This window comes from Halomonas bluephagenesis (assembly GCF_054790765.1).
The window spans coordinates 3,239,724-3,255,748 of record NZ_CP133631.1; the positions used below are offsets into that span (position 1 = coordinate 3,239,724).

The window sequence follows — 16,025 nt, forward strand, 5'->3', positions numbered from 1 at the left end:
GCCCGCCTTTCTGGTATTGATCGAGGGTTTAGTAACGATTACTCGTCAGGATGGAATTCTAACGACACCGAATTGATGCAATAACGCAATCCGGTCGTGTCTGGCGGGCCATCAGGAAATACGTGACCTAGATGGGCATCGCAGTGGGAGCAAACGACTTCAGTTCGCCGCATGCCGTGAGAGGCGTCGTTATGCTCTTCGACGCAGCGTGATCCCAGTGGGCGATCAAAGCTCGGCCAGCCGCAGCCCGCATCAAACTTATGCTCGTTTTCAAACAGCGGCGCATGGCAGCACACGCAGTGGTAAATGCCCTGGGCATCGCTGACCTGATAATCACCCGTGAACGGGCGTTCAGTGCCTTTTTCACGCGCCACACGGTACTGTTCCGGGGTGAGTTGCTTGCGCCATTCGTCGGGGGATTTTTCTATTTTCGCCATGGGGGTCTCCTCTCCCTCTGGTTACCGTTAAGCAGAGGCTTATGTAAGCAGGCTAGCGTATCACTACGCAGAGTGACAGTAGATAGCCCGCCCAGGTTCAGCATGTGTGAAAGGTAAGAAAACCGCCAGTATAGTGTTTACACGCTAGCTGCCCCGCCGTTGCTGCGCGGATCGTGGGCGCTTTCAATTAAGCCATCCGGATGCCGTACGATACCGCCCGCATGGCCCATAGTGTCACTGAATGCCTCAGGGATGACTTCGACATCGTGCCCAGCCGTAGCAAGTGCGGCGACCAAACGGTCGCTGAAGCGGTCTTCGAGCTTCAGGTTGGTGCTGGATTCTCCCCAGGTGCGGCCCAATAGCCAGCGCGGTGCAGTGACCGCTTGCTGAAGCGGCATTCCGTGCAGTGCATAGCGGGAAAAAACTGCTGCCTGGGTTTGTGGCTGGCCTTCTCCTCCCATTGTGCCGTAAACCATGGTGCGCCCATCGTTAAAGGTAGCAAGTGCAGGGTTAAGCGTATGGAAAGGTTTCCGGCCAGGAGCAAGGCCACGTAAATCATCCTGGTTAAGTGAAAAGCTAATACCTCGGTTTTGCCACAGCACGCCGCTTTCCGGCAGTACTACGCCACTGCCGAATTCCCAGTAGATGCTTTGAATAAAGCTGACCGAACGACCCTCGCTATCAACGGCTCCCATCCAAATGGTATCGCCAGATGCGGGTACATGAGGCCACGGGAGGGCCTGCGAGGTATTGATTTCAGCGGCTTCTGCGCTAATGCGTTCTTCACTAAGTAACTGTTGCAGGGGAGCAGGCACGCGGCTAGGGTCGGTGACGTAGCGATCACGCAACATAAAGGCCCGCTTGGTCGCTTCAATAAGGCCATGCAGATGGTCAAAGCCGTTCGGCTCGATAGCTTTAATACGTTCGTAAATACCCAGAATCATCAGCGATGCCATACCCTGGGTAGGGGCTGGCAGATTGTATAGCGTGGCATCTTGCAGACGCACATGAAGGGGAGTGACCTGCTGAGCGTGGTAGGCGTGGAAGTCGTCTAAGCGAAGCGGGCTGCCCAGCGCTTCCAGGTCGCGCGCCATGCTGATGGCAAGTTCGCCTCGGTAAAAATCATCCAGTCCGGCGCTTGCCAATCGTTTTAGTGTGGCCGCTAGTCGTGGTTGGCGAAGGCGTTGACCTTCCCGGGGCACTTGGCCGTCAATCAGAAATGCATCCCTAAAACCGGGGCTTTGGCTTAGTCGCTCCAGGTGTTTGGCTGTTAATGTTTCCTGGCTCTGGGAAACAGCCACACCCTCGTCGGCATGGCGAATGGCATCGCTTAGCAGTGTAGAAAGTGGCAGCGAATCTCCCCCACTAGCGGCTACCTCTAGTGCTTCCTGCCAGCCACTGATGGTGCCCGCCATGGTCAGTGCGGCCTCTGGGCCACGCTTAGGAATATGCGTCGCACCTGCATAAAATTCGCTGTTAGCAAGCTGAGCAGCAGGGCCGCAGGCATCAATGGCAACGGGGGCTTTGCCCGGTTCGTGAATGAGCCAGAAACCGTCGCCACCTAGCGCGTTCATGTGCGGGTACACCACGGCAATCGCAGCTGCTGCAGCGACCATAGCCTCTACTGCGTTGCCTCCTTGTTTCAACACATCACGCCCTGCGCTTGCGGCAAGATGATGAGGGGCTACACAGCTGCCGCCGTAACTACGTTGGGTATGGAGCATTGCAAGTTCCTTGTTTAGTTGTGGTCACCAGCTATTGGCGCCAGATCGCCAAATAAACCCGTGATCGCTGATAAGGTAGCAAGCCGTATGCCAGAAAATCGATTTTATTATAGATGAAAGATTTTTAAGGCGTTTATAGCCTTTGATAAGTGCATGAAAAACCAGCTAGTGCACTGAAAAGAAGCATTTTGATGAATCAGTGCACCAGATTCGACCGCCTCGGTGGTGTTATTCGCTCCCAGTAAAACGTTTTGATTTCAGACTGCTTGACAGCCCGCAAAGGGCTGAGTAATATACGCGCCACCTCGACGAGGCAATGAAACGTCCCATTCGTCTAGTGGTCTAGGACACCGCCCTTTCACGGCGGTAACAGGGGTTCGAACCCCCTATGGGACGCCACTTGTTTTTTAGGATAAAAAGTCGTTAAGGTATCGGAATTGCGGGAATAGCTCAGTGGTAGAGCATCGCCTTGCCAAGGCGAGGGTCGAGAGTTCGAATCTCTTTTCCCGCTCCAAGCATTTAGTATGCTTACAGTGTCCCATTCGTCTAGTGGTCTAGGACACCGCCCTTTCACGGCGGGAACAGGGGTTCGAACCCCCTATGGGACGCCAATCCGATTGCGAGTAATACAGATTAAGCGGGAATAGCTCAGTGGTAGAGCATCGCCTTGCCAAGGCGAGGGTCGAGAGTTCGAATCTCTTTTCCCGCTCCAAGCATTTAATATGCTTACAGCGTCCCATTCGTCTAGTGGTCTAGGACACCGCCCTTTCACGGCGGGAACAGGGGTTCGAACCCCCTATGGGACGCCATCTCGCACTTTTTTGTAGCACTGTTTGTTGTACGCGGGAATAGCTCAGTGGTAGAGCATCGCCTTGCCAAGGCGAGGGTCGAGAGTTCGAATCTCTTTTCCCGCTCCATACAACGGTTTTACATATTTGCCAAGGGTCGAGAGCTGGAGCGCCAGTCCGATCAATCTCTTTTCCCGCTCCAAGCAAACACTTTTTCTTATCCCTCCTTTTTGCTTGTTTTCCTTTGTTTTTTTGAACACTGTATCGCACATCAATCGGCGATATTTTTGCGTGGCTGTCATTCGGGCGACTTGAAAAAATATACGGATGCCCCGATATCCCTCTATCTAGCTCGTTTTTCTTGTGCTCCCCATTTGCTGACAGGACATATTCATGGCCGAACCGGCATTGTCTATCCGTGGCCTCACAAAAGTGTATGGCAACGGCTTTCAAGCGTTAAAAGGTATTGATTTAGACGTCCAGCAGGGCGATTTTTTTGCTTTGTTAGGGCCTAACGGAGCGGGTAAGTCGACCACCCTCGGCGTGGTCTGCTCGCTGGTGCAGAAATCAGCAGGCAAGGTGTCGATTTTTGGTATCGACATCGATAAAGACTTCGCAAAAGCCAAGTACCAGCTTGGCGTGGTGCCCCAGGAATTCAATTTCAATCAGTTTGAAAAGGTCATTGATATCATTCTGGCTCAGGCTGGCTACTACGGAATGACCCGTAAAGAGGCGCTGCCTCGTGCCAAGCAACTGCTCAGTGACCTTGGGTTGTGGGACAAGCGCAATGGCAGTGCGCGTATGCTTTCTGGCGGTATGAAGCGTCGCCTGATGATTGCCCGTGCGCTGATGCACCGCCCAAAGCTGTTGATTCTTGATGAGCCAACGGCAGGCGTAGACATTGAGCTGCGCCGCAGCATGTGGGAATACATGCGGCGTATTAACCGCGATGAAGGCACCACCATTATTCTCACGACACACTATCTCGAAGAAGCCGAGAGCCTGTGCCGCAATATCGCCATTATCAATCAAGGCGAAATTGTGCGTAACACCAGCGTGCGTGAACTGCTGACAGAGCTGAACACTGAAACCTTCCTGCTCGACCTGTCTGCGCCGGTAGAGCAAGCACCCGTTATTGAAGGGTTTGAAGTTCAGCAGATCGAGCCTTCCCAGCTAGCGCTGGTAATTCATCGTGGGCAGCGGCTCAATGATGTGTTCAGTGCCTTAAGCGAACAGGGGTTAACCGTAGTTTCCATGCGCAACCGCGCCAACCGCTTAGAGGAGATGTTTGTTTCCATGGTGGAAAGCAGCCAGCAAGCGATTGATCAACGTGAGCAGCAGGAGGCGCGGGCATGAATGCAACGCAAACCCTTATCGCGCTGTGGACTTTAGTGCTTAAAGAGATCAAGCGCTTTACGCGGATTTGGCCCCAAACCTTGCTGCCGCCGTCAATTACCATGGCGATGTACTTCATCATCTTCGGTAACTTAATTGGTTCGCGCATTGGTGATATGGATGGCTTCAGCTACATGGACTTCATTGTTCCAGGGTTGATCATGATGTCGGTGATCACCAATAGCTACTCCAACGTGGCGTCGAGCTTTTTTTCCAATAAGTTTCAGCGCTCTATTGAAGAAATGATGGTCTCGCCGATGCCCAATTGGGTGGTCTTATCCGGCTTTATCTTGGGTGGTATGGCCCGCGGCCTAGGGGGTGGGTTAATTGTTACGCTGGTATCGCTATTCTTTACCCGCTTAACCGTCGAGCATCCGCTGCTCACGGTGCTGGTGGTGGTGCTGACCTCGGCGCTGTTTTCCATTGGTGGTTTTATTAACGCACTGTTGGCTAATAAATTCGATGATATCTCCATCGTGCCAACGTTTATTCTGACTCCGCTGACGTATTTAGGCGGCGTGTTTTACTCGATTTCGATGCTGCCCGATTTTTGGCAGGGCGTCTCCATGCTTAACCCAATACTGTATATGGTGAACGTCTTCCGCTACGGCTTTTTAGGCGTTTCCGATATTCCGGTCGTCTGGGCGCTAACCGCTATCTTTGCCTTTATCGTTGTGCTGTTTATGGTGGCACTCACCATGCTAGACCGCGGCAAAGGCATTCGCAGTTAAACGTGTGATAACGCCCAGTAGAGGGCACGCTACTAATCAAGAGAGCAACCAGTAATGGCACACCACCGCCCTGATACCTTAGAACACGCGCCCCTGGGGCGCGATTCCGCTTACCCAGAGCAATATGACGCTGGACTTTTGTATCCTATTCCCCGTGCTGCAAACCGTGCCCCATTGGGCATCGAAGACAGTAAGCTGCCGTTTGTGGGGGAAGATGAGTGGCACGCTTTTGAAGTGTCGTGGCTGAACGGCCGTGGTAAGCCCATCGTGGCGGTTGCACGTTTTCGCTTGCCCGCTGATTCGCCCAACCTGATTGAGTCCAAATCCTGGAAGCTCTATCTCAATAGTCTTAACCAAACGCGCTTTGTCAGCCAAGAAGAGGTGCAAAGCACGCTTATTCGCGATCTAGCCGTCGCGGCGGGCGCTTGCGTCAGCGTAGAGCTATTGGCGGTGGACGACAGTGAGCTTACCCCCCAGCGCCTACCGGGCGAGTGCCTGGATGATCTGGATATCGACATCAGTGATTACACCCCCAGCGCCGCGCATTTGGTGGTAGGCGAAGAGATCGTCGAAGAGACGCTGTACTCCCACCTGCTTAAATCTAACTGCCCGGTGACCGGCCAGCCCGATTGGGGCAGTGTTCTCATTCGTTACAAAGGCCCTAAAATCGACCGTGAAGGGCTGCTGCGCTATCTAATCGGTTATCGTCAGCACCAGGACTTTCACGAACACTGTGTCGAACATATTTTTACCGACCTGATGCAGTTGGCCAAGCCTGAAGAGCTACTGGTGCTGGCACGCTATGTGCGCCGTGGTGGGCTAGATATCAGCCCATGGCGAGCAACGCCTGGTTTAACGGCGCCCAGCCCCTTGCGCCTAGCAAGGCAGTAGCAACGGCGCTAACCTAGCGCTCAACGATCAATAAAAAGGGAGTCATAATGGACGCACTCACGCTGCTTCACGAACGTAGCTCTATGGGGAAACTCACTGAGCCTGCGCCCAGTGCCGAACAGCTCAGCGCTATTTACCAAGCCGCGCTGCGCGCCCCAGACCATAAAGAGCTGCGCCCCTGGCGGTTTATCGAATTTATCGGTGAAGGGCGCGAGCGCCTGGGTGAGTTGTTCGCAGAAGCAGAGTTTCAAGAAGACCCCAGTGCCAGCGACGACACGCTAAATTCTGCGCGTAAAAAACCGCTACGTGCGCCGATGATCATTGCCGTGATCGCCAAGGTCACCCCGGATATTCCTGGTGTGCCGAAAATGGAGCAGGTGATTTCAGCCGGATGTGCCGCCCACGGTATTCTGCTGGCCGCCCACGCGCTAGGATTAGGTGCCATGTGGCGCAGCGGTAAGTACGCCTTTGACCCCGTAGTGCGTAAAGGCCTATCGCTAGATGAAAATGACGAGGTGGTCGCCTTTATCTATCTGGGCAGCTTAGCAGGTCGCCACAAGCCAATAGCACAGCATAATCAAGCTGACTTTGTAGAGCGTTGGGATTAACGAGGAGCAGGTGATGAGCCAGCCACGCCAACCGGGTATGCCTTACCCCCGTTTGCCACTCCCTCAGGCTCATGAAGACCTTGCCGCCTTTCAGCAGTGGCTAGGGGAGGCGATTCCCATGGTGGGTGCACTGGGTATTCAGAGTATGTCCCAATGCACCTCTCAAGAGGGCGGGTCATTGACGTGGCAACTGGCGCTTAACCCGAACCTAAACGATAAAGGCACAGGTTTTGGCGGCGCGCTAACGGCGCAAACAACGCTGCAGGGCTGGTGTTGGGTAACGCTATGGCTACGTGCCCAAGGGCGGGCGCAAGATGTGGTAGTGGCCGAAGCCAGCCAGCGCTTTCTTGCGCCAGTCACTAGCGACTACCGCATTATTTGCACCCCCAGCGATCCCCAAGGCCCTGAGCAGCTAGCGGAAAAGCTTAACGCGCGGGGGAAGGGCAGCATTGCACTCACCCAGCAGCTCTACTGTGGCGACACGCTCTGCCTGGAAGCCAACGGGCGCTACGCTGTACTGCCTGTTGCTTAAATCTTTAAAAGGCTTGCTATTTTAGGCCTTAGACCATAGAATATGCGCCGTTCTGTTGGGAAAGGCAACGCCTTAACAATCGAGCAAAAACGCGGAGGGGTGTCCGAGTGGTCGAAGGAGCACGCCTGGAAAGTGTGTAAGTCGAAAGGCTTCGAGGGTTCGAATCCCTCCCCCTCCGCCAGAATCCTTCGAAAAAGCCCGCTATCAGCGGGCTTTTTTGTGTTTGCTCCCCTGAAAACAATGCCTTACGTTTGCATGGTGTTTTATGGGCTTGCATCGAATCGTATGCAATCGCATAATCTATGTTGGGTAGGATGTTGGTTTTGCTGTTGGGGGAAGAAATGCCGAAAAAATCAAAGGTGCTATCTGCACTCGAAGTAAAGCGGCTTAGTGAACCTGGGCTTCATTCTGTGGGGGAGGTGGATGGTTTGCACCTGCGGGTTACGTCTGCTGGTGCCAGGTCGTGGATACTTCGCTACGCTACCGGGGAAAACCGATATGCCACAAGCGGCAAGCCCTACAAAGTACGGCGCGATATGGGCCTTGGTAGCTACCCATCCGTCACTTTGGCCCAAGCCAGAGACAAAGCACGCTTAGTGCGTGAAAAGCTAGATGCTGGCGTCGATCCTGTCACCGAGCGCAGAGCCGCCAGCCAAGCCCGCCGTGCTGCTGAATTAGCACTTATCACCTTTGAAGATGCCGCCAGCGCTGTTATTAAGATTAAGCAGGCAGAAGCGCGCAACCTAAAGCACGGCAAACAATGGGAAAGCCCCCTAGCCGCTTATGCCTACCCCAAGCTGGGTAAGATGGCTGTTTCAGATATTGAGCTAGTGCACATTAAAGAAGTGTTGCAGCCGATTTGGGAAACCAAAACCGAAACAGCAACCCGCGTTAGGCAACGCGTCGAAGCGGTGTTGAATTGGGCAACCGTTAATGGCCACCGCAGCGGCGACAACCCGGCACGCTGGAAAGGCAACCTAGATAATATCCTGCCTTCACCCAACAAAGTAGCGAAGGTAGAGCACCATCGCGCCTTACCTATCGACGAAATGCCCGCCTTTTGGAAAGCGCTTTCTAATCGCACAGGCGATGCGGCCAACTGCCTCGCGTTCACAATATTAACGGGCTGCCGATCCGGCGAAGCCCGTGGCGCCACTTGGCAGGAAATCGACCTCGAAGCCGCTACCTGGACAATACCCGCTGAAAGAATGAAAGCAGGTAAGGAGCATCGGGTACCGTTGGCCCCGGCTGCTATTAAGCTGCTTGAGGCACAGCCAAAAGAAACAGAACGTTTATTTGTTAGCCCTAAGGGTAAGCCGTTATCTGACGCCGCCATGACAGCACTACTTAAGCGCATGGGGGAAAGTCACCGCACAACGGTTCATGGCTTCCGTTCTACCTTCCGTGATTGGATGGCTGAGCGCACTAGCACCCCACACGATATTGCTGAGATGGCGCTGGCACACACCATCAAAAACGGTGCTGAGGCTGCGTACCGTCGCGGCGATATGTTGGCCAAGCGTGCCCGAGTTATGAATCAGTGGGCGGATTTTGTTACTACGCCTGCAACTGTTGGCGCTGCGAACGTCGCTCCGATCCGGGGAGAGGTGGCTAACAATGGATGATAGCTTAGATAAAATTCAGGCCGACTTAGAAGCTGTATTAGATCGTTTAGAAAACCATCTTATTGGGTATGATGATAGTAACGAAGAAATGGCCGTTGTGTTGTATAGCTATATTATAGGGGGGAGGGCTAAAAAAGGCTCTCGACAGTTGGGCGGTTCCATATTGTTAAACGATACGGTGCAGCGTGCTCAACAAAGTAGCCAAGACTTTTTCAACGAAGAATATGGAAATGAAAAAGAAGACTTAAAAGGTCACATTGTCGCGGCGCTAAGTGAAGTAGATCGAGCCCGTTCTATGAGGGTTCCATTAAGTCGCTGGGCCATTGAAACATTAGCGTGTGCGTCAGATAGGTATGTTCGTAAGATAGACCGCTACTTAGGGGAGTTCGGAGCAAAAGACCTTGCAATCCATAAAGGTCGAGGTGAGGTAAAGCCTAACTTTGATAAAATTCGTGCTGCGTTGTTTATGATTTATCACTGGTGTTCAGAAGATCCGGAACAAAACAAACTAAGCCGTAAAGCTGTGCACGGTAATGTATTTGAGCGTGCTGAAAAGATGTTTAACGTAGGTCAGGCGACACTTGAGAAAGAATGGAGGGAGAGTGCCTATCCCTCAACTTTGCTTATGCATCGGTCAAGCCAAAAAGAGTAACCCTAAATTAAGCCCTGTTGTTTAGGGCCAAACCTCAAGTTAAAGCAACCATGCTACTCCTTGTACACACAAGCGAGGCTATAAGCATGGCTGCAACCACCAAACCCCAGACAACACCGCGCCAAGGCTGCGAGTTTTTAACCGATAAGCAAAGTGCAGACCGTTATGGTGTTCACAAAGCAACAATTCATCGCTGGGTAAAAGAAGGCAACTTCCCAAAGTCGATAAAACTTGGCAGTAATTGCACTCGCTGGAAGTTGAGCGACCTCGAAGCATGGGAAAAATCCCAGCAGGAGGCTTGCTAATGCGAACCTATGCAATTACTCTAAAGAGAGCTGGCGCAAAATCGTCAGCCGGGTGTGCAAGCCCGAATTCAAATAGGCGCAACAGCGCCCACCATGACGGCGTTTTTTTTATGCCCGTCAATTATGGTGGACTGTGCGTGGGAGGCTTCGGCCTGCCGGATTCCTATTTGTCCGGTCTTGCACACCTGCGTACAGTCCGCCACCCATCATGTGCAAGTGATCTGGCGGACTCCAATCAAATAGGAGTCACACCCATGGCACAATTACGCCTATCCAATCTTATTACCCGCAGTTTATCCAGCCGTGCCGAAGCGCATAGACAAATGGCGAAAGCCGCTCTATTTGCCGATTCCAGCACGCGCACCCGCCTTAAGCGTTACAACCACCACATTGAAAAAGCCCAACAGCTAGAAGCCCGCGCCTTAGAGACTGCCAAGCGCAGCGTAGGGGCCGTGTCATGAAATTAACCACTCCCCAGCTAAAGCGCTTACTTGAACTACTAGCGCCTTTCCGTACCGACCCTATCACCAAGCCCACCATTGAGCTGGCCTTACGCCGCGTGCGTAGTGAGGTGCTTTCGTGAGCAACTACCAAATCCCCCAAGCCGAACGGGACGCCATCGCCCATATTCAAGCGCTGGCGCTGCCTGTCAGCACCCACAGCCAAGGTGGTCATTGGGTTAGCGTTGATTTTTCGGGAATGCTGCTTCAACTGAATGTAAGCATTGGCCGTCGTAGCGACCTGCACAACCCTACCGCCGTTTCTCAGACCTACAGTGTGTACCTGCCTCCTTGCCAACGTGCCCCGCATGACGCACTTGAACAGCTACAAGCGATTGCCCGCGATCTGGAAGCGCTGCTTCCTGGGGTGGTGGCTGCATGAGTCACGTTATCCATTGCACCAACCTAGTCCAAAAGCTGCCCCCTATTTTGAACAGCGGCCACCTGCTGCCCCACATGGATGGCCACGTTGAAAATTCTGTGGTGTGGTTTTCAGCGCATCCCTTTTGGGACCCCACCGCTACCAAGCCTTGCCGTACTGATAGCGCCCTGGTGAACCTCAAATTCTGGGAATACCGCGACCTGTTTGGCTGCATCCGCTTTGCCTTACCTGCCGACGATAGCCGCCTGCTGACATGGCGCGAAGTGTGCCAGCAAGCGGGCCTATGCCGTGTCGATCGTCGAAAGCTGGAAGCCGCAGCCCGCAAGCGAGGTGGTGACCCCAAGCAGTGGTTTGCTGTGCCCGCCGCGATCCCCCTTGCAGATATGTCCCTGGAAATTCTCAGCATCAATGAGTGGAGAGCCATTTCATGAAACACCTAAGCGCAGAATTTGAAAAGCAATTGGCTGAGATCCGGGACATTGCCCAAGCCCATGAGCGCCTAGCCGAAATTATGGGGGATGTTAATTACATGGGGCAAGGCACTACGGAGCAGCAAGCAGAGGCTTGGTCGGTAGCGTTCCGGTGCATGGGCAAACGTGCTGCTGATATGGCTCAAGACCTGCTGGAGCAAAGTCTCGAAGGTGACGACGATAAGCAGGAAGGGGGCCGCGATGCTGACTAGCACCCATGAAAAAGCCCAGCACAATGGCTGGGCCTTCTCCGCGCCGCCTACCAAAGCAAACGCTAAACCTAAGAATAGCACACGGCATGGGGCGCGCCTATGCCTTGCCGATCAATGCCAACCCTTTGGGGTTGGTGCTGGCGCTGAGAAGTCACGCACGGTAAGCGGCAAGGGGGCTGTATGACCAGCCACGCCGCCTTTATTGATCGACAAGCCCTTGCTGATTCGCTTCTGAAATGTGGGCCATGGCACTGCATAAGCGATGACCAGGCATTGATCGACCATGCCACCGCGCAAGCCCGCGCCATTGAACTGGAAGCCGCCAGCCTAGGCGATCTAGTTTACGCCCTGCAACGCGCCCGCCGCCGGGTAGCTAAGCATTGTCTACCCCTTCCCACCGGACATAGCACCGCCGGGGAGCTATTACGCCTTTCATGCCCTATGTGGTGGCGTCGCCAGCTTCGACGCCTTACCAGCCGCCGCCGTGAACAGCGGCAACGCATCTTAGGGCGCACACAGAAACGGGCAGGTATTTACGTTAGTGACGAAGGCTACCGCCGTCGCATTGACCAAACCACGCGCAACGCCCGCTTGCTTGAAGCCATCACGGCCACCAACCAAGACGGCGACCAGTACACCCTTGCAGAGCTGGCCGAGCTGGGTTTAGCCAATCCAGAGTTTAGGCGGGCAGAGCTAATGCTGCGCATTGCCGACACTGAGCGCGAAGCAGACCGGGCAGGCCACCGGGGGATGTTCTACACCATCACGACCCCTAGCCGCTTTCACCCGGTACGGAAGAACGCCAGCATCAACCATAAATATGCTGGTGCTAACCCGCGTGAAGCACAGGCCTACTTGCAGAACCTATGGGCTAAAGCCCGCGCCAAGTTTAAGCGCGACGGTCTAGGTATCTATGGGATCCGTGTTGCCGAGCCCCACCATGATGGAACGCCCCACTGGCATTTGCTGGTATGGATGCGTCCCGAAGATGAACCGAAGGTAACCAGCATATTGCGGCGCTACTCGCTGGAAGATTCACCGGGTGAGGTTAAGCGAAACACTAGCGTTAGATTCAAGCCCGTGGCCATTGATCGAAGCAAGGGAAGTGCAGCCGGGTATGTGGCCAAGTACGTGGCTAAAAACATCAACGGTAAGCAGCACAGCCGCCAAGGCGTGCCGGGCGATAACCTCGACCACTATGGCCAGTCACTAGAAACCAGCGCCCCTCGCATTGAAGCGTGGGCGGCCTGCTGGGGTATTCGTCAGTTTCAGTTTGTTGGGTTGCCTTCGGTCACGGTGTGGCGTGAGCTGCGCCGTCTCAAAGATGATAAGCGCCTAGCCGATTGGGAAGCGGCCACACGGCCAGAACCGGAAGCCGCCGCGATCCTCGAAGGGTTGCGCCAAGCGGCCAATGCTGGCGCTTGGGATAAGTACCTTCACCTAATGGGCGGGCCGATGCAGCCCCGCGACGTTGCCCCCATTCGCCCATGGCGTGTGGTACGCCAAACCGTTGACACGGCCAACATCAACCCAATGACCGGGGAATGGTCAAGCGACACGCTTGGCCGTTACGGGGAACCGATGGCGGGCACCTGGGGCTTAGTGGTTAGCAGCCAGCTAGGCGAAACGGAATACCTTACCCGGTACTACCGCTGGACGTTTGAGCGTAAGGGTGAAGCTGCCGGGGTTGATTTTAAGCGCGTAGGCGAAGCCGCAGCGCCTTGGACTGGTGTCATTAACTGTACGCAGTCCACCCCCGCCACCCCGCTTAATGATTGGGAGTGGCATGTAACCGAGTCGTTTAGGCGAATGCACCCACCGTTACCGCGTGAGCAAATAAAGAGCATTCAACGGCAGGCAGCAATAGACGCGGAAAAATACCGCAGCGCATCGGTTAGGCGTCACCTTGAGCATGAAGAGCGCGGGCGCTTGCGGGCCACTATAGAGGAAGGCCGTGAGCTGGTTCTTGATTGGCTGTTGGATGGGGAGCTGTCACTCGCTGATATTCCACCGGGGGTATTTGTATGAACGGTGACGCCTTACTTGCCCGCATTGCCCAACTACAAGCCAGCGCTGGCGCTTCCCGGCCGCAAGGCAAGCCCGGCAACCGCCCACGACAACACCCACGGCGGGCCAACGTGACCACCCGCATCGAGCCATGGCTGGCGCTGATAGAGAAACGGTGTGGCCTGCTGACTGAGGATCGTCGCTTTATTCGCCTGAGGCTGGCCACCCAACAGCACAGCGAAGCAATGCGACTTGCCGAAGGGTATAGCGCCGCCTGGGAACAGGCAGCCATGCAGGAACAACGCGCCCACGTAAAGAACAACGCAGGCCGTCAAGCGGCTAACCGCTGGCTTAAGCGACAACTGGACAACAAATAAACCAATATTTATCAGTAACTTGTACGGCTTTATTTGCTCTAATATCTATTATAAACTGTATATACATACAGTATTTTAATTAATCCCTTTGGAGTTAAAGCAATGCCTACATCGCAGACTAAAAACAAGCACCTTACCGTTCACCTTGATGAGCAGACGGTATCGATGCTGTCGCAGTTAAAGCGGCAAATTGATGCTGAGCGTCACCCATCAGCACCGCCCTATTCCATGGCTGAGCTGGCGCGCTTATCGATCCGCAAGTGGTGCGACAATCAAGCCGCCCCGGTGCCACACCCATGGCTAGGTAAAGAGAGCGGGGAATCGTAATCGTGGATATTCAGATTTATGATGTGATCGACGGTGTGACCGCTGCCACCGTCAAGCGGTTGTTAGCCAGCGGAAGCAACGAACCTATCACGCTGCACATCAATAGCCCCGGTGGCAACGTCACCGATGCCCTAGCAATCTTCAATAACCTACGTGGCTATGCTGGCAACGTGACGGCGTTTGTAGATGGCTTAGCGGCAAGTTCTGCGACCCTGGTAATGCTGGCAGCCGATGAAGTGGTGATGGCTGCACACAGTCTCATCATGGTGCATAACCCATGGACGGTAGCAATGGGCGATGCAAGCGAGATGCGCCGAAGCGCAGACACGCTGGATAAAGCAGCCGGCGAAATGATCACGCTCTACGCCGAGCGCACTGGCCAGGGTGCAGAAGCCATCACGGCAATCATGGAAGCTGAGACCTGGTACAACGCTGAGGAAGCGGTAGCCGCCGGGTTTGCCCAACGGGTTGAAGCCAGCGAGCAGGACAAACCCCGTATGTCAGCGGTGGCCATGGCTTACTTGGCCAACATCACCAAACGACCAGAGGCAGCAGCCCAGCGCCGTGAGTCGCAGATAGCCGCGCTATGGCAATACCTGCCAGACATCCCCGCCGTTGCCCAACTTAAAAACAGTCAGGACATTCACACTATGTCAGTCGAACAGATCCGCGCCGCCACCCTTAACGCCCTAGGCCAGGGCACCACACCCACAGCACCACCCCGCCAAGATGCTGGCGCTTTTGCTGATAACGGCAACGCCGTACAGGATGGCATGATTGAAGCGCTGTTAGATCGTGCAGGTGTTGCCAAGTCACAGGACAAGAGCAACCACTTCCGCACCATGAGCTTAGCTGAGATGGCGCGTGCTTCCCTAACCGAGAAGGGCGTCAGTGTCAGCGCCTATGGTTCTAAGATGCAGATGGTGGGCGCTGCCTTCACTCATACCTCAAGCGACTTTGGCCATGTGCTATTGAACGTGAGTGAGAAGGCAATGCTAAGAGGCTGGGAGTACAGCGGCGAAACCTTCCCGGTCTGGACTAAGAAGGGAACGCTAAGCAACTTCCACACCTCGCACCGTGCGGGCCTGGGTGGCTTCCCCTCCTTGCCCCAAGTGAAAGAAGGGGCAGAGTATCGCTATGTGTCAGCAGATGACCACGCGGCGCCCATTGCACTGGCTACCTATGGCGGGTTGTTCAGCATCACACGACAGGCAATCATCAATGATGATATGAGCGCCTTTCAAGCGATCCCCGCCAACATGGGCCGAGCCGCAAGCCGCACCATTGGCGATTTGGTTTACGCCATCTTGATGAGCAACAACGCCTTCACAGACGGCAAGGCGCTTTTCCATAATGACCATGGAAACATTGTCACCAGTGCGGCGGGGGTCATACCTGAGGCGCTAGGCGATGCCCGTAAGCAAATGCGCATGCAGAAGGATAGCCACGGCAACACGCTAAACATCGCGCCCGCTTTCGTGATCGTGCCCGCTGCCCTTGAGTCTATCGCTATGCAAGTGCTGCGTAGCACCTCCGTGCCCGGTGCTGAGACTAACAGCGGTATCATGAACCCTGTGAATAGCATGGGTGAACTGGTGGTTGAAAGCCGCTTGGATGCACACTCCCCGGATAACTGGTACGTGGCGGCTGAGCTGGGAAGCGACACTGTAGAGGTGGCTTACTTGGATGGCGTCGATACCCCTTACCTTGAGCAGCAAGAGGGGTGGAGCGTGGACGGTGTAAGCTACAAGTGCCGCATTGATGCAGGTGTTGCCCCGCTGGACTACCGTGGAATGGTGCGCGGCAGCAAGGCATAAGCTCTTAAAAGTAACGTCACAGCAGGCAGCCAACGCCGTGAATGGAGAGATTCTTTCACGGCTTTTTAGTGCCCAACGGTGGAGCAGACAGCCGCCAAAATAAAAAAGGTACTCCCCCACCCACCCCCCGCAGTACGGGGGCAAACAGTCGCGGAATTCGCCTATGTACGGCAAATTTCCAGGGGTTGGTTGTTGTTTTGTTATCACGCCATCAAGCCGCCGCTGGCACCATACCCGGTATAACG

General features: G+C 54.5%; 20 protein-coding genes and 7 tRNA genes. 25 read left to right on the plus strand and 2 right to left on the minus strand.

Annotation, left to right across the window (positions count from 1 at the left end):
• Positions 1–38: 38 nt before the first annotated feature.
• Together msrB and REH51_RS14650 are read right to left on the minus strand one after the other, a co-directional pair.
• Positions 39–437, minus strand: a complete 399-nt coding sequence (msrB, locus tag REH51_RS14645; RefSeq protein ID WP_009722586.1) for a peptide-methionine (R)-S-oxide reductase MsrB — start codon at positions 435–437, stop codon at positions 39–41.
• A 137-nt stretch (positions 438–574) separates the two neighbouring features.
• Positions 575–2,161, minus strand: a complete 1,587-nt coding sequence (locus tag REH51_RS14650) for a gamma-glutamyltransferase family protein (protein ID WP_498936171.1) — start codon at positions 2,159–2,161, stop codon at positions 575–577.
• Between the two features lie 323 nt (positions 2,162–2,484).
• On the opposite strand from REH51_RS14650, the gene REH51_RS14655 reads away from it, so the two are divergent.
• From REH51_RS14655 to REH51_RS14775, 25 genes are all read left to right on the plus strand, one after another.
• Positions 2,485–2,560: transfer RNA gene (locus REH51_RS14655), tRNA-Glu, on the plus strand.
• Positions 2,561–2,600: 40 nt separating this feature from the next.
• Positions 2,601–2,675, plus strand: a tRNA-Gly gene (locus REH51_RS14660).
• A 21-nt stretch (positions 2,676–2,696) separates the two neighbouring features.
• A tRNA-Glu gene (locus REH51_RS14665) sits at positions 2,697–2,772 on the plus strand.
• Between the two features lie 26 nt (positions 2,773–2,798).
• A tRNA-Gly gene (locus REH51_RS14670) sits at positions 2,799–2,873 on the plus strand.
• 21 nt (positions 2,874–2,894) lie between these two features.
• Positions 2,895–2,970 (plus strand) — tRNA-Glu (locus REH51_RS14675).
• Positions 2,971–3,003: 33 nt separating this feature from the next.
• A tRNA-Gly gene (locus REH51_RS14680) sits at positions 3,004–3,078 on the plus strand.
• A 264-nt stretch (positions 3,079–3,342) separates the two neighbouring features.
• Entirely contained in the window at positions 3,343–4,305 is a 963-nt protein-coding gene (locus REH51_RS14685; protein WP_009722588.1) for an ABC transporter ATP-binding protein, read from the plus strand.
• Complete coding sequence (locus REH51_RS14690) at positions 4,302–5,075, plus strand: ABC transporter permease (RefSeq protein ID WP_498936173.1); 774 nt, start codon at positions 4,302–4,304, stop codon at positions 5,073–5,075. Before REH51_RS14685 ends, REH51_RS14690 begins: the two co-directional genes overlap by 4 nt.
• 54 nt (positions 5,076–5,129) lie before the next feature.
• Entirely contained in the window at positions 5,130–5,966 is an 837-nt protein-coding gene (queF, locus tag REH51_RS14695; protein ID WP_009722590.1) for an NADPH-dependent 7-cyano-7-deazaguanine reductase QueF, read from the plus strand.
• Positions 5,967–6,013: 47 nt separating this feature from the next.
• On the plus strand, positions 6,014–6,574 hold the full coding sequence (locus REH51_RS14700; protein WP_009722591.1) for a nitroreductase family protein: 561 nt from the start codon (positions 6,014–6,016) through the stop codon (positions 6,572–6,574).
• 13 nt (positions 6,575–6,587) lie between these two features.
• Positions 6,588–7,106 (plus strand): YiiD C-terminal domain-containing protein, encoded by a 519-nt coding sequence (locus REH51_RS14705; protein ID WP_009722592.1) that lies wholly within the window; start codon positions 6,588–6,590, stop codon positions 7,104–7,106.
• Positions 7,107–7,199: 93 nt separating this feature from the next.
• Positions 7,200–7,287, plus strand: a tRNA-Ser gene (locus REH51_RS14710).
• A 160-nt stretch (positions 7,288–7,447) separates the two neighbouring features.
• Complete coding sequence (locus REH51_RS14715; protein ID WP_498936175.1) at positions 7,448–8,731, plus strand: tyrosine-type recombinase/integrase; 1,284 nt, start codon at positions 7,448–7,450, stop codon at positions 8,729–8,731.
• Positions 8,724–9,383: a hypothetical protein gene (locus tag REH51_RS14720; protein ID WP_009722594.1), complete on the plus strand. Its 660-nt coding sequence runs from the start codon at positions 8,724–8,726 to the stop codon at positions 9,381–9,383. Before REH51_RS14715 ends, REH51_RS14720 begins: the two co-directional genes overlap by 8 nt.
• An 86-nt stretch (positions 9,384–9,469) precedes the next feature.
• Positions 9,470–9,688 (plus strand): helix-turn-helix transcriptional regulator, encoded by a 219-nt coding sequence (locus REH51_RS14725; protein WP_009722595.1) that lies wholly within the window; start codon positions 9,470–9,472, stop codon positions 9,686–9,688.
• Positions 9,689–9,942: 254 nt separating this feature from the next.
• Complete coding sequence (locus REH51_RS14730; protein ID WP_009722596.1) at positions 9,943–10,149, plus strand: hypothetical protein; 207 nt, start codon at positions 9,943–9,945, stop codon at positions 10,147–10,149.
• Complete coding sequence (locus REH51_RS14735; RefSeq protein ID WP_009722597.1) at positions 10,146–10,271, plus strand: hypothetical protein; 126 nt, start codon at positions 10,146–10,148, stop codon at positions 10,269–10,271. Before REH51_RS14730 ends, REH51_RS14735 begins: the two co-directional genes overlap by 4 nt.
• A complete protein-coding gene (locus tag REH51_RS14740; protein ID WP_009722598.1) occupies positions 10,268–10,570 on the plus strand; it encodes a hypothetical protein in 303 nt (100 codons plus the stop codon). The genes REH51_RS14735 and REH51_RS14740 overlap by 4 nt, the downstream gene beginning before the upstream one ends.
• Positions 10,567–11,001, plus strand: a complete 435-nt coding sequence (locus tag REH51_RS14745; RefSeq protein ID WP_498936177.1) for a hypothetical protein — start codon at positions 10,567–10,569, stop codon at positions 10,999–11,001. The genes REH51_RS14740 and REH51_RS14745 overlap by 4 nt, the downstream gene beginning before the upstream one ends.
• Positions 10,998–11,252 (plus strand): hypothetical protein, encoded by a 255-nt coding sequence (locus tag REH51_RS14750; RefSeq protein WP_009722600.1) that lies wholly within the window; start codon positions 10,998–11,000, stop codon positions 11,250–11,252. The genes REH51_RS14745 and REH51_RS14750 overlap by 4 nt, the downstream gene beginning before the upstream one ends.
• The gene (locus REH51_RS14755) at positions 11,242–11,436 is read left to right on the plus strand and encodes a hypothetical protein (RefSeq protein WP_009722601.1); all 195 of its coding nucleotides are present in this window, start codon (positions 11,242–11,244) and stop codon (positions 11,434–11,436) included. The genes REH51_RS14750 and REH51_RS14755 overlap by 11 nt, the downstream gene beginning before the upstream one ends.
• Positions 11,433–13,280 carry a replication endonuclease gene (locus REH51_RS14760; RefSeq protein ID WP_009722602.1) on the plus strand — a complete coding sequence of 616 codons (1,848 nt, stop codon included), beginning with the start codon at positions 11,433–11,435 and terminating at the stop codon, positions 13,278–13,280. The genes REH51_RS14755 and REH51_RS14760 overlap by 4 nt, the downstream gene beginning before the upstream one ends.
• Entirely contained in the window at positions 13,277–13,636 is a 360-nt protein-coding gene (locus REH51_RS14765) for a hypothetical protein (RefSeq protein WP_009722603.1), read from the plus strand. Before REH51_RS14760 ends, REH51_RS14765 begins: the two co-directional genes overlap by 4 nt.
• A gap of 102 nt (positions 13,637–13,738) precedes the next feature.
• Positions 13,739–13,963, plus strand: a complete 225-nt coding sequence (locus REH51_RS14770) for a hypothetical protein (protein WP_009722604.1) — start codon at positions 13,739–13,741, stop codon at positions 13,961–13,963.
• A gap of 2 nt (positions 13,964–13,965) precedes the next feature.
• Positions 13,966–15,780, plus strand: coding sequence for a ClpP-like prohead protease/major capsid protein fusion protein (locus REH51_RS14775; protein WP_498936179.1), 1,815 nt, complete (start codon positions 13,966–13,968; stop codon positions 15,778–15,780).
• Positions 15,781–16,025: the final 245 nt, after the last annotated feature.

Bases quoted from the DNA above. Each gene is read 5' to 3' on its own strand.
- msrB (WP_009722586.1), bottom strand. From the start codon at position 437: ATGGCGAAAATAGAAAAATCCCCCGACGAATGGCGCAAGCAACTCACC.
- REH51_RS14650 (WP_498936171.1), bottom strand. From the start codon at position 2,161: ATGCTCCATACCCAACGTAGTTACGGCGGCAGCTGTGTAGCCCCTCAT.
- REH51_RS14685 (WP_009722588.1), top strand. From the start codon at position 3,343: ATGGCCGAACCGGCATTGTCTATCCGTGGCCTCACAAAAGTGTATGGC.
- REH51_RS14690 (WP_498936173.1), top strand. From the start codon at position 4,302: ATGAATGCAACGCAAACCCTTATCGCGCTGTGGACTTTAGTGCTTAAA.
- queF (WP_009722590.1), top strand. From the start codon at position 5,130: ATGGCACACCACCGCCCTGATACCTTAGAACACGCGCCCCTGGGGCGC.
- REH51_RS14700 (WP_009722591.1), top strand. From the start codon at position 6,014: ATGGACGCACTCACGCTGCTTCACGAACGTAGCTCTATGGGGAAACTC.
- REH51_RS14705 (WP_009722592.1), top strand. From the start codon at position 6,588: ATGAGCCAGCCACGCCAACCGGGTATGCCTTACCCCCGTTTGCCACTC.
- REH51_RS14715 (WP_498936175.1), top strand. From the start codon at position 7,448: ATGCCGAAAAAATCAAAGGTGCTATCTGCACTCGAAGTAAAGCGGCTT.
- REH51_RS14720 (WP_009722594.1), top strand. From the start codon at position 8,724: ATGGATGATAGCTTAGATAAAATTCAGGCCGACTTAGAAGCTGTATTA.
- REH51_RS14725 (WP_009722595.1), top strand. From the start codon at position 9,470: ATGGCTGCAACCACCAAACCCCAGACAACACCGCGCCAAGGCTGCGAG.
- REH51_RS14730 (WP_009722596.1), top strand. From the start codon at position 9,943: ATGGCACAATTACGCCTATCCAATCTTATTACCCGCAGTTTATCCAGC.
- REH51_RS14735 (WP_009722597.1), top strand. From the start codon at position 10,146: ATGAAATTAACCACTCCCCAGCTAAAGCGCTTACTTGAACTACTAGCG.
- REH51_RS14745 (WP_498936177.1), top strand. From the start codon at position 10,567: ATGAGTCACGTTATCCATTGCACCAACCTAGTCCAAAAGCTGCCCCCT.
- REH51_RS14750 (WP_009722600.1), top strand. From the start codon at position 10,998: ATGAAACACCTAAGCGCAGAATTTGAAAAGCAATTGGCTGAGATCCGG.
- REH51_RS14755 (WP_009722601.1), top strand. From the start codon at position 11,242: ATGCTGACTAGCACCCATGAAAAAGCCCAGCACAATGGCTGGGCCTTC.
- REH51_RS14760 (WP_009722602.1), top strand. From the start codon at position 11,433: ATGACCAGCCACGCCGCCTTTATTGATCGACAAGCCCTTGCTGATTCG.
- REH51_RS14765 (WP_009722603.1), top strand. From the start codon at position 13,277: ATGAACGGTGACGCCTTACTTGCCCGCATTGCCCAACTACAAGCCAGC.
- REH51_RS14770 (WP_009722604.1), top strand. From the start codon at position 13,739: ATGCCTACATCGCAGACTAAAAACAAGCACCTTACCGTTCACCTTGAT.